General features: G+C 32.9%; 14 protein-coding genes. 11 read left to right on the top strand and 3 right to left on the bottom strand.

Annotated features, from left to right (window positions below):
- Nucleotides 1-345 precede the first annotated feature (345 nt).
- The 6 genes from ABXT06_RS02560 (at nucleotide 346) to ABXT06_RS02585 (ending at nucleotide 5,624) form a co-directional block, all read left to right on the top strand.
- Nucleotides 346-1,692, top strand: coding sequence for a cytochrome ubiquinol oxidase subunit I (locus ABXT06_RS02560; RefSeq protein WP_354589633.1), 1,347 nt, complete (start codon nucleotides 346-348; stop codon nucleotides 1,690-1,692).
- Between the two features lie 2 nt (nucleotides 1,693-1,694).
- The gene (gene cydB / locus ABXT06_RS02565) at nucleotides 1,695-2,771 is read left to right on the top strand and encodes a cytochrome d ubiquinol oxidase subunit II (protein WP_354589327.1); all 1,077 of its coding nucleotides are present in this window, start codon (nucleotides 1,695-1,697) and stop codon (nucleotides 2,769-2,771) included.
- Between the two features lie 202 nt (nucleotides 2,772-2,973).
- Nucleotides 2,974-3,825 carry a hypothetical protein gene (locus tag ABXT06_RS02570; protein ID WP_354589328.1) on the top strand — a complete coding sequence of 284 codons (852 nt, stop codon included), beginning with the start codon at nucleotides 2,974-2,976 and terminating at the stop codon, nucleotides 3,823-3,825.
- 101 nt (nucleotides 3,826-3,926) lie between these two features.
- Nucleotides 3,927-4,343, top strand: coding sequence for a helix-turn-helix domain-containing protein (locus tag ABXT06_RS02575; protein WP_354589329.1), 417 nt, complete (start codon nucleotides 3,927-3,929; stop codon nucleotides 4,341-4,343).
- Nucleotides 4,344-4,603: 260 nt separating this feature from the next.
- Complete coding sequence (locus tag ABXT06_RS02580; protein WP_354589330.1) at nucleotides 4,604-5,008, top strand: hypothetical protein; 405 nt, start codon at nucleotides 4,604-4,606, stop codon at nucleotides 5,006-5,008.
- Nucleotides 5,009-5,237: 229 nt separating this feature from the next.
- On the top strand, nucleotides 5,238-5,624 hold the full coding sequence (locus ABXT06_RS02585; RefSeq protein WP_354589331.1) for a helix-turn-helix transcriptional regulator: 387 nt from the start codon (nucleotides 5,238-5,240) through the stop codon (nucleotides 5,622-5,624).
- Nucleotides 5,625-5,713: 89 nt separating this feature from the next.
- Here the strand turns inward: ABXT06_RS02585 and ABXT06_RS02590 are convergent, their stop codons facing one another.
- Both ABXT06_RS02590 and ABXT06_RS02595 read right to left on the bottom strand, forming a co-directional pair.
- Nucleotides 5,714-6,499: a sulfite exporter TauE/SafE family protein gene (locus ABXT06_RS02590; RefSeq protein ID WP_354589332.1), complete on the bottom strand. Its 786-nt coding sequence runs from the start codon at nucleotides 6,497-6,499 to the stop codon at nucleotides 5,714-5,716.
- 326 nt (nucleotides 6,500-6,825) lie between these two features.
- Nucleotides 6,826-7,452: a Crp/Fnr family transcriptional regulator gene (locus tag ABXT06_RS02595; protein ID WP_198856618.1), complete on the bottom strand. Its 627-nt coding sequence runs from the start codon at nucleotides 7,450-7,452 to the stop codon at nucleotides 6,826-6,828.
- 360 nt (nucleotides 7,453-7,812) lie between these two features.
- On the opposite strand from ABXT06_RS02595, the gene ABXT06_RS02600 reads away from it, so the two are divergent.
- From ABXT06_RS02600 to ABXT06_RS02615, 4 genes are all read left to right on the top strand, one after another.
- Entirely contained in the window at nucleotides 7,813-8,124 is a 312-nt protein-coding gene (locus tag ABXT06_RS02600) for a rhodanese-like domain-containing protein (RefSeq protein WP_095929060.1), read from the top strand.
- A 74-nt stretch (nucleotides 8,125-8,198) separates the two neighbouring features.
- A complete protein-coding gene (locus tag ABXT06_RS02605; protein ID WP_354589333.1) occupies nucleotides 8,199-9,779 on the top strand; it encodes an NADP-dependent glyceraldehyde-3-phosphate dehydrogenase in 1,581 nt (526 codons plus the stop codon).
- Between the two features lie 250 nt (nucleotides 9,780-10,029).
- Nucleotides 10,030-11,907, top strand: a complete 1,878-nt coding sequence (locus tag ABXT06_RS02610) for a M1 family metallopeptidase (RefSeq protein WP_354589334.1) — start codon at nucleotides 10,030-10,032, stop codon at nucleotides 11,905-11,907.
- 165 nt (nucleotides 11,908-12,072) lie between these two features.
- On the top strand, nucleotides 12,073-12,684 hold the full coding sequence (locus ABXT06_RS02615; protein WP_354589335.1) for a hypothetical protein: 612 nt from the start codon (nucleotides 12,073-12,075) through the stop codon (nucleotides 12,682-12,684).
- A 43-nt stretch (nucleotides 12,685-12,727) separates the two neighbouring features.
- Here ABXT06_RS02615 and ABXT06_RS02620 read toward each other — a convergent pair whose 3' ends face one another.
- Nucleotides 12,728-13,291, bottom strand: coding sequence for an outer membrane beta-barrel protein (locus ABXT06_RS02620; protein WP_354589336.1), 564 nt, complete (start codon nucleotides 13,289-13,291; stop codon nucleotides 12,728-12,730).
- A gap of 172 nt (nucleotides 13,292-13,463) precedes the next feature.
- On the opposite strand from ABXT06_RS02620, the gene ABXT06_RS02625 reads away from it, so the two are divergent.
- Nucleotides 13,464-13,868, top strand: a complete 405-nt coding sequence (locus ABXT06_RS02625) for a GNAT family N-acetyltransferase (RefSeq protein ID WP_354589337.1) — start codon at nucleotides 13,464-13,466, stop codon at nucleotides 13,866-13,868.
- The last annotated feature ends 14 nt before the right edge of the window (nucleotides 13,869-13,882 follow it).

A 13,882-nucleotide genomic window follows, 5' to 3' on the forward strand; every position in this document is an offset into this window, starting at 1 on the left:
AAACCACGGGTTATGTTTTTGATCATGTAAATCTATACGCAATCTTGTCATTTCGACGAAGGAGAAATCTTCGTACGAAGCTCGACAAAGAAAGGCTTCTCGTTGCGGAGTTACTTGCGGAGATTTATCCTTCGTCGAATGACAAAACAATACGCAAAAAATAAATACGAAGAAACTTTGTCAAAGTTTCAAACTTTGACAAAGTTGTTGTAGAATACAAGTGTGAAAAGCACTTTTAAATTGTTGAAAAGTTTAACAAATATCGGGGCGATAAACTTTTTTTAAAAGGCGTTAATTCGGGTTCTAATGGTTAAATTTGTGAAACTTCATAAACAAATTACCATTATGGAAGAAATGCTCTTTTATGATCGAATGCAATTTGCCTTCACGATCACTTTTCATTATCTTTTTCCGCAACTTACAATGGGTCTTTCGTTGATCATTGTGTACTTCAAGTGGAAATATCTCAAAACTAAAGACGAACAATACAATCACGCCACCCATTTCTGGATGAAAATCTTCGCCCTCAATTTTGCAATGGGCGTTGTAACGGGAATTCCGATGGAGTTTCAATTTGGAACCAACTGGGCTAAGTTCTCCGAATTGACAGGAGGAATCATCGGTCAAACATTGGCAATGGAAGGAATGTTTTCTTTCTTTCTCGAATCTTCTTTCCTGGGTTTATTTTTATTTGGAGAAAAACTTCTGGGACATAAATGGCATTTTGTGACGGGATTATTAATTATGATTGGTTCTTGGGCCAGCGGATTTTTAATCATTGCTACACATTCTTGGATGCAGAATCCTGTGGGTTATGAAATTCTGGAAAACGGAAAATTTGTGTTGAATAACTTTCAAGCATTATTCTTAAATCCTTGGCTTTGGCCTTCTTATTTACACAATCAAGCCGCTTCGTTGGTGACAAGCTCTTTTGTTGTTGCCGGAATTGGAGCTTTCTATATTTTAAGCAAAAAGAATGTTTCTTTCGGGAAATTGTTCTTGAAAACAGGAGTAATCTTCGGATTGACTTCGAGCATTATTGTAGCAGTTCCAACGGGAGATTTAGCAGCTAAAAATGTGGTGAAGTACCAACCCGTAACTTTTGCCGCAATGGAAGGAATTTTTCATACCGAAAAGAAAGGTTCAGAGATTGTCTTAATCGGTCAGCCAGACGTAAAAGACAAAAAATTGGATAACAAAATTGCCGTTCCAAATATTCTGAGTTTCTTGACTTACGGAAATTGGGATCAGGAAATTCAAGGCTTAGATCAGTTTGAAGAAGATCTTCATCCGACTAATATTTCAGGATTGTATTATGCTTATCATATTATGGTCGGGCTCGGAACTGTTTTTATTGGCTTGATGGTAATTTCTCTTTTCCAATTAATAAGAGGGAAACTTTTTGAAACCAAATGGCTTTTATGGTCGCTCATGTTTATGATGCCATTTCCGTACATCGCCAATACAACAGGCTGGTACACGGCCGAATTAGGAAGACAGCCTTGGCTGGTTTATAATTTAATGCGAACAGCGGCTGGAGCTTCGCCAACAGTTTCTTCTGGAAATACGTTATTTACATTGTTGGGTTTTATAGGTTTGTACCTTTTGCTAGGAATGCTGTTTTTGCTTTTGGTTGGAAAAATTATCAATAAAGGGCCGCATCATGTGGAACTTTCAACAGAAAAAATATAAGTATGGAATTTTTTTGGTACGTAGTTTTAATGGGAATTCTGGCTGTTTATCTGGTTTTAGACGGCTATGATTTTGGTGCAGGAATTATTCATTTATTTTTTGCCGATACAGAAAAAGATAAAAAAGCAATTACAAACGCAATCGGTCCGTTTTGGGATGCCAATGAAGTTTGGCTTATTGCAGCTGGAGGCGTTTTGTTTTTTGCTTTTCCAACTTTATATGCTTCTTCTTTCAGCGGTTTTTATCTGCCTCTGATTATGATTTTATGGCTTCTGATTTTCCGTGCCATCGGACTCGAAATGCGTGGACAAATTCATAATCATATGTGGGAAGCGATTTGGGATAAAGCTTTCGGAATTGCAAGTTTGCTTTTGGCTCTTTTCTTCGGAATTGCTCTTGGAAATATCGTTCGTGGTGTCAATCTCGGAATGGTTCAAAATGGCGTTTCAACGCAAGAAGCGCATTATTTCTTTCTGCCTTTATGGAATCCGACTTTTAGTCCGCAGGCTAATGAATTGGGAATTATCGACTGGTTTACGCTTTTTCTAGGTGTTGTGAGTGTTGTCGCTTTGACAATTCATGGCGCAAATTGGATTATTTATAAAACGAATTCGGCGCTGAATCCGAAATTGAAAAATGTAGTTTTTAGACTGAATTTTGTTTTGCTGGTTTTGGTATTTATCTCTTTGGGAATTTGGCACTTTATTGAGCCGAAACCATTTCACAATTTTGTTGAAAATCCGATTCTTTGGTTTTTTCCTTTAATGACTTTTGTTGGAATTGCTGGATTATTCAAAGTTCGTTCCTTTAAAAAAGACGGTCACGGATTTCTGTTTTCGACTTTGTTTTTAGTTGGAGGATTTGCTTCTACAGCAGTTTCGATTTTCCCAAATGTTTTGCCTTCAACCAATAAAGTAAATCCGTCTTTAACCATCTACAATACTGCCGCTCACGAATACGGATTAAACGCTGGTTTGAGCTGGTTTTTTATCGCTTTGTTTCTGGTGATTATCTATTTTATTATTCAATATCGAGTTTTCAGCGGGAAAATGGATGATGTTGGGTATGGAGAACATTAGTTTTTTTTGTTTGCCACTAATTACACGAATTTTCACGAATTGAATTTACTGTCGATATATATGAATTGCCTCCAGCTTTAGCTGGAGGTTTTTGTTGAGATTTGAATTGGGCTTTAGCCAAACTTTGCGGTTTTGGCTAAAGCCTTTTTTGTATACATTTGTTTACCTCCAGCTAAAGCTGGAGGCAATTCAGAAAACAGCTATGAAAAAACAAATACTAACGATACTTATTTTATTATTTGTATCTGTAAAAGCAATTGCTTGCAGTTGTGATATACCTAAACCAATATTAGAATTTTATGCATCAAAACATGTATTTAAGGGAATAATTACAAATAAAACCATTAGTAAAGATTCAGCAACTTATACTATTAAATTTAAGGTGCTTGAAAGTTATAAGAATGGTAAGATTCCGAAAGAAATGTCATTTACATTTGAATATCAAAAAGAAGGTATGTGGGATTCGTGTTATACAGAAGCATATCTAAATCAAGAATGGCTTGTTTTTGCACATGGAAAAGGCAGAAAATTATATTTTGGTATAATTTGTTCCAATTCGCAAGTTATTCGGGAAAGAGGAATTGATCCTCTCTTGCAAAAAGTGTTGGATCATGGCAACGAATTTAAATTAGACAACTACATCTATGATCTTGACTATGCTGTGAACAATGAATTTAATCCCACAAAACCGATTACAAATTTGGACTCCATTTTTAAAACTGCCAAAAATATAAAATCAGATAAGCCATCTGGATTTTTTGCATTGTACATTAATAAAAAAGGAGAATTAGTTTCTGTTTTTAATTTTTTTGATTGGTATAAATCTTCTGAGGATTTTAAAATTGATCCGAATTTTGGTTTAATGAAAGAATTTAATGTAAAAAGTAGAAGACCTATAACGGAATTTGAAATTTATAGTATAGAATTGCTGAAAAAAATAAAGAGTTGGGAAATAAAAAGAAGTAAAGTAACACAAATAGCCGTTGATTACATGGCTTATATTTCTGTAGATTTTGATGAGAAGACGTCAAAATGGACTTATGAATTGAGATAAAGTTTTTATTTTAATGTCAATTTGGCTTTTTGCATTAGTACGAAAAACTTGTATTTTTACGAATCAAATAATTTCTCAAGAATTTTAAATATCTTTGAATTATGAGTGCAACAGCAAAACCAAAACATATAGGAAGAAACATAAGCCGAATTAGAGAGCTTAAAGGAATGAAGCAGGAAGCTTTGGCAATTGCGATTGGTTTAAGCCAGCAAACTGTTTCGAATATTGAATCAAGTGAAACGATCGATAAAGAAAAATTGACAGAAATAGCAAAAGCACTTGGTGTTACTATCGAAGCAATTGAAAATTTCTCAGAAGAATCTGTTTTCAATTTCTTTAATAACTTTTATGATAATAGTTCAAGTCAAGGAAATAGCTTTAATCAAGGAATGTATGCGACTTTTAATCCTTTAGATAAAGTGGTAGAACTTTATGAACGACTGGTTCAGGCTGAAAAAGCATTAGTTCAAGCAGAAAAAGAAAAAGTAGAATATTTAGAAAAGCTTCTTAAAAAGTAAAATTTTAAAAATAAAAACGTAAATCCGTTTGTTCTCTATGAATAAACGGATTTTTTAATTGAAGAATATTTTGTTATAAAACCATAAGGCAATTTTTACAAAAGATTTAATTACAACCAATAGTTATATTCTATAAGTTGTGTTGTAAGAAAAAAAAGCAGTTAATGCTTAATATTGTGTTTCTAAGAATTTTTTCCCCCTAAAAAATTTTTAGAAACGATTTTACTAAAATCTTAAATCTATTTTTACCTACTAAATTTATGCCATTAACAATTTTTTCCGACAAGGTTAGATTTCGTTACAAATCTAAGAATTGGCAGTATCGGTTTGATGAAATTAAAGAACTCGGACTGCTTAAAAAAAAGAAAAAGTATTTTCTAGAAAATGCCACGTTTATTACTGTAACTGCTTTTGCATATTATTGTATGCTGTTTTCTAATATAACAGATCTGCATTATGTTATTCCTGCAGTTTTGTGTTATGCCTTAGTTGTGGTTTTGTGGTCTAGCGATAAGGCCGAATTTGTATATTTTATTTTTGTTAAAGATATTTACCAAAATGAAATAAGAACCAAAATTGCGTCAAAAGATCGCGCATTGGTTGGTAAGCAGATCGATTATTATTTAGATCTTCAATTTGAACGCAGTATACAAAAAACTGCCTAAGAAAAAATCAGAAATGTTTGTATTTGATATTTTCCGTTATGATACTTTTTTCATAATGGCAGCATTGATATATGGTTGTTTGATCATCAAAAAAAGAAAATTAACAAAACGCTAATTCATGGTATTCCTAATAGTGAAATAGTTTTACCCAAAATCTGTATAGTTAAGCCGTTGTAATTTGACGGCTGGCTATTTTAACTATACATGATCCCAAATCAGAATAAAAATTATGGCCACAACAATTAAAAACAAGATTAGAAACATTAGAGAGTTAAAAAACTACACTCAAGAATATATGGCAGAAAGATTAGGTGTAACTCAGGCGGGTTACAGTAAAATTGAGAAAGGAAAAACTTCTTTGAGTTATGAAAAACTGGTTGAAATAGGAAAGATTTTAGATGTCAGTGTAGAAGATATAATTAGTTTTGAGTACGACAAATACTTTAATAGTTTCAATAAAATAACTGGAAATAATAATGGAAGTATTTTAATCAATGCCGATAATACTTCAATTATAAAAGAATTATATGAAGACAAAATTCAGTTATTAGAAAAATTGCTTTCCAGAACCGAAATTGAATTGGAACGCTATAAAGATAAATTTGGAGAGATTTGAAGGTTTTTAGTTTCATCTTTGTCAAAGTTTAATGCTTTGACAAAGATTACTCTACAAGTGAAACTAAATAAAACTTTTTGAAATTGCTCTTAGAATAAGACTTCTTTAGCAATAATATAAAATCCCATTACGAGGACAAACCATCCGAAGAGTGGTTTTAATTTTGTGCCATCAATTTTCTTAGAAAGCTGACTTCCAATAAACATTCCGATTAAAGCCATTGCTGAAACGCTCAATAAAAAAGTATAGTTTATTGGTGTTCCGATGTATAAATCGCCTGCAAAACCTATTGAGGAATTAATGGTAATTATTAACAATGAAGTTCCAACTGCTTGTTTCATAGGAAGTTTTGCGAAAAAGAGCAGGGCAGGAATAATTAAGAATCCGCCGCCAGCACCTAGAAAACCCGTTACAATTCCGACCAAAAAGCCAATAAAGCTAAGCTGCGGATAATTGGTTTCTGCTGCTGTTATTTCGGGCTGATTCTTTTTAATCATAGAAATAGCTGCAGTAATCATCAGGATCGAAAAGATAATCATAATCAGAAAATCTTTTGAAACGGTATAAGAAGCTACAGAAAATAAGGTAGAAGCAATTTGCGGGAAAATAACTTCGCGGATGATCAGAATCGAAATAACCGAAGGAATTGCAAAATATAAGGCAGATTTCAGTCTCAAATTACCCATTTTATAATGGCTGTAACTTCCAAATAAAGCGGTTAATCCGACAATAAATAAAGAATAAGAAGTCGCCTGATCGGGATTTACTTTAAAAAGATAAACTAAAATTGGAATAGTAAGTATAGACCCGCCTCCGCCGATTAAACCCAGCGAGATTCCGATTATGATTGAAGCAAAATAGCCTAAATATTCCATTGCATTTTATTTTAATGCAAAGTTGCTTCGGAAATTAGAATCTTACAGTAACATTTATCACAGAAGATTTTTTTTCGCCACGAATTACACAAATTTTCGCGAATTTTCTTTTTGCCACAGATTAAAAGGATTAAAAAGATTTCTTTTTGTTTGGATGTTGCCTTTGGCAGTTTGAGTGAAGTCTAAATACTTTGTAGAGCTTCGACTTCGCTCAGCTTGACAAGAGGAGATGTTTTTGCCACAGATTAAAAGGATTATTAGGATTTCTTTTTATTTAAGAATAGAAAAATCCATCTAATCCTTTTAATCTGTGGCAGAAAAAAAAATTATTTCAATAACTCAATCTGGTTTCTGTTGAGTTTGACTAGACCGCGCTGTTCCATTTTTTTGAGTAATCTAGAAACCACTTCGCGAGAAGTATTCAATTCGGTTGCAATTTCTTGATGTGAAAGATTTACCTCAGAACAGCCACAAGCATCAGAATGTCTTTTTAAATAAAATTCTAATCTTTCATCCATAGAGCGGAAAGCAATATTATCGACCACTTCTAAAACTTCTTCAAAACGGCTTCGGTAAGTTTCAATAACAAATTCATACCAAGAGCGGTGTTCCATCATCCATTTGTCCATCAATTGCAGCGGAATCATCATCACAGTAACATCTTCAACTACTTTTGCCATAATTTGGCTTTTTTCGCTTTTAGCAGTGCAGATCATCGAGATAGCGCAGGCTTGTCCTGGCTGTAAATAATACATTAAGAACTCTCCGCCATCTTCACCTTCGCGATAGATTTTGATTTTACCTTTAATAATCAAAACGGTATTTTTTATATACTGCCCGGTTCGCATTAAAATGGTACCGGCTTTAAAATCTTGAAGGCTTCCGTTTTCTTCAATTGTAGCGATAAGCTCGTTGGAGAAATTAGGGAATATGGTTTTTAATGAATGTTGCATTGTGTATTTTTTTTGCCACGAATTGCACCAATTTTCACAAATAAATTAGTGCCAATTTGTGCAATTCGTGGCTGATATATTTATCAAAATCGAATTAAAAAATGTATTTGTTTGCAAAGATAATGGTTTGAAATGGGAATAATTATCAGAAAATCAGATTTAAGATGAATTTTATATAAATGAAAAAATCCTATTTTCTATCGATTTTGTAGGCTGAATTTTTAAAAATAGTAACTAAATTTGTAATTCACTGATTATAATACTTTCTCTAAAACGTTTTCTGAGAATAATAATCGAAATCGCATTTGGTACGTTTTTTATATATAGAAACGTCGTAATTTTACAAAAACACATTTTATTATGAATTTATCACAAGAAGATTGGGTTGCTCAGTTAGAAGCTGACGAAAATGCAGTTATACTTGATGTAAGAACTGAAGACGAATTTAATGACGGCTACATTGAGAATGCTCTTAATATTGATATCAATAAAGGGCAGGCATTTATCTATGAAATCGAAGAATTAGACAAAAATAAAAACTATTACGTATACTGCCGTTCTGGAGCTAGAAGTGCAAAAGCATGCCAGATTATGAACGAGTTAGGTATAGAAAACGCTTACAATCTGCTTGGAGGAATCCTAGATTGGGAAGGTGAAACAGTACAACCATAAAAGAAGAAGAGGCAATAAAAAAGCCTCTTTTTTCTTTTGAAAATAGAATTACCAGACCATTAAATAACCAAATTATGAGTTTTATACCAGAAGAATATCAGATTAATGCACTGATAAACCAAGATACTTATCTTGTAAATGGAGAATTGAAACAATGGACAGGGCAAACCACACCTGTGTTTTCTACTATTTCTTCAACTGAAAAATATACGCCGACTTTATTAGGATCTATTCCTTTTATGGGAGAAAAAGAAGCAGCAGAAGTTGTCGAAGCTGCTACCAATGCATACGATATGGGACAAGGTTTATGGCCGACTATGAAAGTAGTGGATCGTATTAAATGCATGGAAAAATTTGTGAAGCAAATGAAAGAAACCCGCGAAGAAGTAGTGAAATACTTAATGTGGGAAATTGGAAAATCATTAGGAGATTCGCAAAAAGAATTCGACAGAACAGTAGAGTATATTTACGACACTATTGCAAGCTACAAAGAATTAAACGGACGCAGTTCGCATTTCGAAAAAGTTCAGGGAGTAAACGCAATGATTCGTCGTGGACCTCTTGGAGTGGTTTTATGTCTCGGGCCATATAATTATCCGCTTAATGAAACTTTCTCATTATTGATTCCAGCTTTGATTATGGGAAATACCGTAATCTTCAAACCTGCTAAACACGGTGTTTTATGTATTTCTCCATTGTTGGAAGCTTTTAGAAGCAGTTTTCCAAAAGGGGTAATTAATATCGTTTACGGTAGAGGACGCGAAGTAGCTTCTCCGATTATGAAATCTGGAAAAATTGATGTTTTGGCATTAATTGGAAACAGTAAATCGGCGATTGCTTTACAAGATCAGCATCCAAACAAAAACAGATTGCGTCTTATTTTAGGTTTAGAAGCCAAAAATCCAGCGATTATTCTTCCAGATGCCGATTTAGATTTGGCTATTCAAGAATGTATTACAGGAAGTTTGTCTTTTAACGGACAGCGTTGTACGGCTTTAAAAGTGTTATACGTTCACGAATCTATTAGAGAAGAATTCAATAAACGTTTTGCTGAAAAAGTAGATAGTTTGGTTTTTGGAAATCCGTGGGAAAAAGGAGTTTCATTGACACCGCTTCCAGAGACAGATAAACCAAAATATATTCAAGGCTTAATTGATGACGCTGTTCATAAAGGTGCTAAAATTATCAATGAAAAAGGAGGTAAGCATACTGATAATTATATTTTCCCAGCAGTTCTTTACCCAGTAAACAAAGAAATGCGCGTTTATCATGAAGAGCAGTTTGGTCCAGTTGTTCCTGTACTTTCTTTCAAAGATATTAAAGAACCATTGAAAGATATGGCAGAATCAAATTACGGACAGCAAGTAAGTTTGTTTGGTAAAGACATCAAAACATTGGCACCGCTTATTGATGCTTTGGTTAACTTAGTTTGTCGCGTAAACTTAAACAGCTCTTGCCAAAGAGGGCCAGATGCTTTCCCTTTCACAGGAAGAAAAGATTCTGCTGTAGGAACTTTGAGTATTCCAGATGCTTTACGTTCTTTCTCAATCCGTACGTTTGTAGCTTCAAAAGATATCGATTATAATAATGAGATTCTGCAGGAATTGCTTAACAGCAAAGAATCGAATTTTATTAATACCGATTATATTTTGTAGTAATCAAGGTTATATATTAATTGTAGATGCCGTCTGTTGCTTTAGGTGATAGACGGTTTTTCTTTTAAAGATGCTAAGGTTCTGAGATGCTTAGTTTTTTAAATTAAAAATTAAAAATTAAAAAGCACCATTAACCAACAACCATCCACTACAAACCATCAACCATTAACAATTAATAATTAAATTTGTAACATTGTTTTAAAATAACAGTCTTATATACTATAACAATTTAAAGACCTAAGAATCATTTATGAAAAAGAGATTTTTGCAATTTGCATTAATAGCATTTGTTCTTTTTGTCCAAAATACTATTGCTCAAGAGCTTTATATGCCGCGAAATATAAAAAAAGCGTATGAAAACGGAACGCGTTCTAAAGATGGCAAGCCAGGCATAAACTATTGGCAAAACCGCGGAAAATATAATATGGAAATTTCTGTTGACCCTAAAACCAGATTGGTAAGCGGTACAGAAACCATTATTTACGAAAACAATAGCAAAGACACTTTAAGAAATTTAGTGATCCGTTTTGTAAATAATCTTCATAAACCTACCTCATCTCGCGGAAGTGATGTAAGCAACGATTTTTTAAGTGACGGATTAACAATTACCTCATTGAAAGTCGAAAACGAAGTGTACAAAGAAGACGCTAAAAATTGGGGAACTGTTGGAAATGTGAAATTGCAAAAACCAATTTTGCCGAATTCAAAAACCATTATAAATATTCAATGGAATTATCCTCTGTCTAAAGAGAGTGGGCGAGAAGGTCAGATTGACGAAACTACTTTCTTTGTAGCTTATAGTTACCCAAGAGTTTCAGTTTTTGATGATTATAATGGTTGGGATAGACTACCACATACAGATCGTCAGGAATTTTATAATGATTTTAATGACTATGTTTTTTCTGTAAAAGCACCAAAAAATTATGTGGTTTACGCGACAGGTGATTTATTAAACCCAGATGAGGTATTGCAACCTGAATTTGCTTCACGTTTGAAAAAATCATACACAACAGACGAAATCCTACATATTGCTAATGAACAAGAAATGAAAAGCGGTATTGTAACCAAACAATACGATTGGAATGTCTGGAAATTTGAAGCTAAAAATATCACAGATGTTTGTTTCGGATTAAGCGACCATTATTTATGGGATGCCAGTAGTGTTGTGGTAGATAAGAAAACAAACCGTCGTGTAAGCGTTCAGGCAGCTTATGACATTAAAGGGGCAGATTTCGTAAATTCTGTAAAAAACAATCAATATGCTTTAGATTGGTTTTCTAACAATTGGCCGGGAGTTCCATATCCGTTTTCTAAAATGACAGCTTTTCAAGGTTTTGCCGATATGGAATATCCTATGATGTGTAATGACTCTGAAATGGGAGATCCTATTTTTGCGCAATTAGTGCAAGACCACGAAGTAGCGCATACTTATTTTCCTTTCTATATGGGAATTAATGAAACACGTTATGCTTTTATGGATGAAGGTTGGGCAACCACTTTTGAATACTTAATCGGAATTGCTGAACACGGCAAAGAAGCTGCAGATAAATTTTACAAAGAATTTAGAGTAAAACATTATATTAATGATCGATCTGCAGAACAAGATCAGCCTATCATAACAATGTCTACACAAGTTTCTGGTGCAGGTTACGGAAATAACTCTTATGGTAAAGCTTCTCTTTCTTATTTAGCTTTGAAAGATATGTTGGGAGACGATTTGTTCAAAAAAGCATTGCACGATTATATGGATATTTGGAACGGAAAACACCCAATTCCATGGGATTATTTTAATTCATTTAATACGGCAACGGGTAAGAATTTAAATTGGTTTTTTAATAATTGGTTCTTTACCAACAATTATATAGATCTTGCAGTAAAAGGGATTTCTGCAGACAAGAAAATTATAACAGTAGAAAACATTGGAGGTTTTGCAATTCCGTTTGATGTTGTAATTACTTATGCTGATAAAACGAAAGTAATCTTACATCAGACACCAGCGATTTGGGAGAAGAATCAAAAAACGGTCAAAATAATCTTGAAAAGTTCAAAAAAAATAACTCAGATTCAGCTTGATGGAGGAATTTTTATGGACGCGACTCCAGAAAATAATGTTTTACTTGTTAAATAGATTGAATTATTTTTAATGAATTAGTTAATAATGTTGTTTTATTTTTAGGAAGATACTATTATTTGTTTAGAATAATTAACAAAAAACAAAAATACGGAAAACCGTAAAGATTTTTCTTAAAAAAAACATTAAGTTTGTGAGGTAATAAAAAACCTACATATTTTAATGAAAAATACATTTGTATTGATTGTATTATTTAGTACATTTCAGTTCTTTGGACAGAATGATCAAAAAAAAGTATTTCAAAAAAGCAAATACGAACTCGCTATCTCTTACTACAAAAAAGCTGATTTTGTAAAGGCAATCGATTTATTTTTTCTAGTAGCCAAGATTGAGCCTGGCAATGAAATTGGAAAAGATGCAGTTAATAAAGTAGATACTTTGCGAGTTATTTTGAGAAAAGAAATTTTAAATAATGCTATTGGCACTTGGAAACGAGCAGGAAATCAACCAGTTTGGTCTTCTGCATCAGCAAACAATAATCAGTCTGATTTTGATGCATTTATCGAAATCAAAGAAAATGAAATATTGTTTTATGAAGTGAACAAAAAAACAAAAGTAAAGAAACTTACAAGGACAGAAAATTTGATTTATAATGATACAAATAATACTGGATCTGTATTTTCAGAAATTATCCTTTCAGATGGAACAATTTGGAACTGTAGTCTTAATGAAAAATCAAATATTCTACGTGTTGTTAATGTAGCGATCAAAACAGAAACAGGAATAGAAAAGATAAAGAATGATAACGAAGAAAGTTATTATATTAAGATCTAAAAACAATAAAAAAGAGAATCAATTGATTCCCTTTTTTATTGTTTTATAAAAATTTAAATCCAAGTGAAAGGCTGGTTACGCCAGTTTTAATTTCGCCGTCAGAAGCATCTATATCAGTTAACCCGGCAAGATATCTTACATCAAAAGTAAGTCTCCAAACATCAACTCCAACACCTCCTAGCACACTGTGGTTATTTCTTTCAAATGCTATAGCATTAAGATTATTGCTGTTGCTTATATCTGAATAATTCTTCCAATTGTACCCAGCAAAGACTCTTACATTTCCTATTTTTCCAAGCGGAATAATTTTAAAACCGGCGATTAAAGTCGCATCAGTACCAGACAATTTAAATTCGGTTTCTCCAACTCCATCTTGAAAAACGCTGAAATTAGTTTGAGCATAACCAAATTCGCCCTGCGCATAAAAAACAGTAAGGTTTACTCGAGCAAAGGCGGCGAAACCAATTCCTGTATTGGTATGGTCGGAGCTAAAGTTTTTTGCATCAACAGAAGTAATATTGGTCGAAAACTGCGGTCCAACTTGTATTAATTGCGCAAATCCATTTACACAAAAACATAAAAATGCTGCTAAAAAGAATTTTTTCATAAGGATCTTATTTGATTTTGGTAGCATAAAAATAAACATAATTGATTAGAATTGAACGATTTGTCTGATTTATTTTCTTGTAAAGTTTTGATGGCTAGATCTGTTCGTTTTTTGAGTTTGCTTTCCTAATCAGATTAAAATGAGTTATTTTTGAAAAGATTTTATAAAAGTTATGGAAATTAGAACAATAAAAGCATCCGATACCTGGCAAATTAGGCATGAAGTAATGTGGCCCGACCAGCCTTTTGAATTTGTACAGCTAGAAGAAGACGATTCAGGATTTCATTTTGGTGTTTTTGAAGAAGATAAATTAGTTTCTATAGTTTCTTGTTTTATTGAAGGAAAAGAAATGCAGTTTAGAAAACTTGCGACTTTAGAAGAGTATCAAGGAAAAGGAATTGCTACTTCTCTTTTAAAACATATTCTGAAATTTGCAAAAAGTAAAGATTTGCAAAAAGTTTGGTGTAATGCTAGAAGCAATAAAAAATCTTTTTATGAAAAAATGGGACTTATGGATACTCATAAAACATTTGTAAAAGCTGGTAAAGAATTTACTGTAATGGAAATTAAGATATAAAAATCGAATTTATT

Source organism: Flavobacterium sp. UW10123, from assembly GCF_040538975.1.
Taxonomy (GTDB): Bacteria; Bacteroidota; Bacteroidia; order Flavobacteriales; family Flavobacteriaceae; genus Flavobacterium.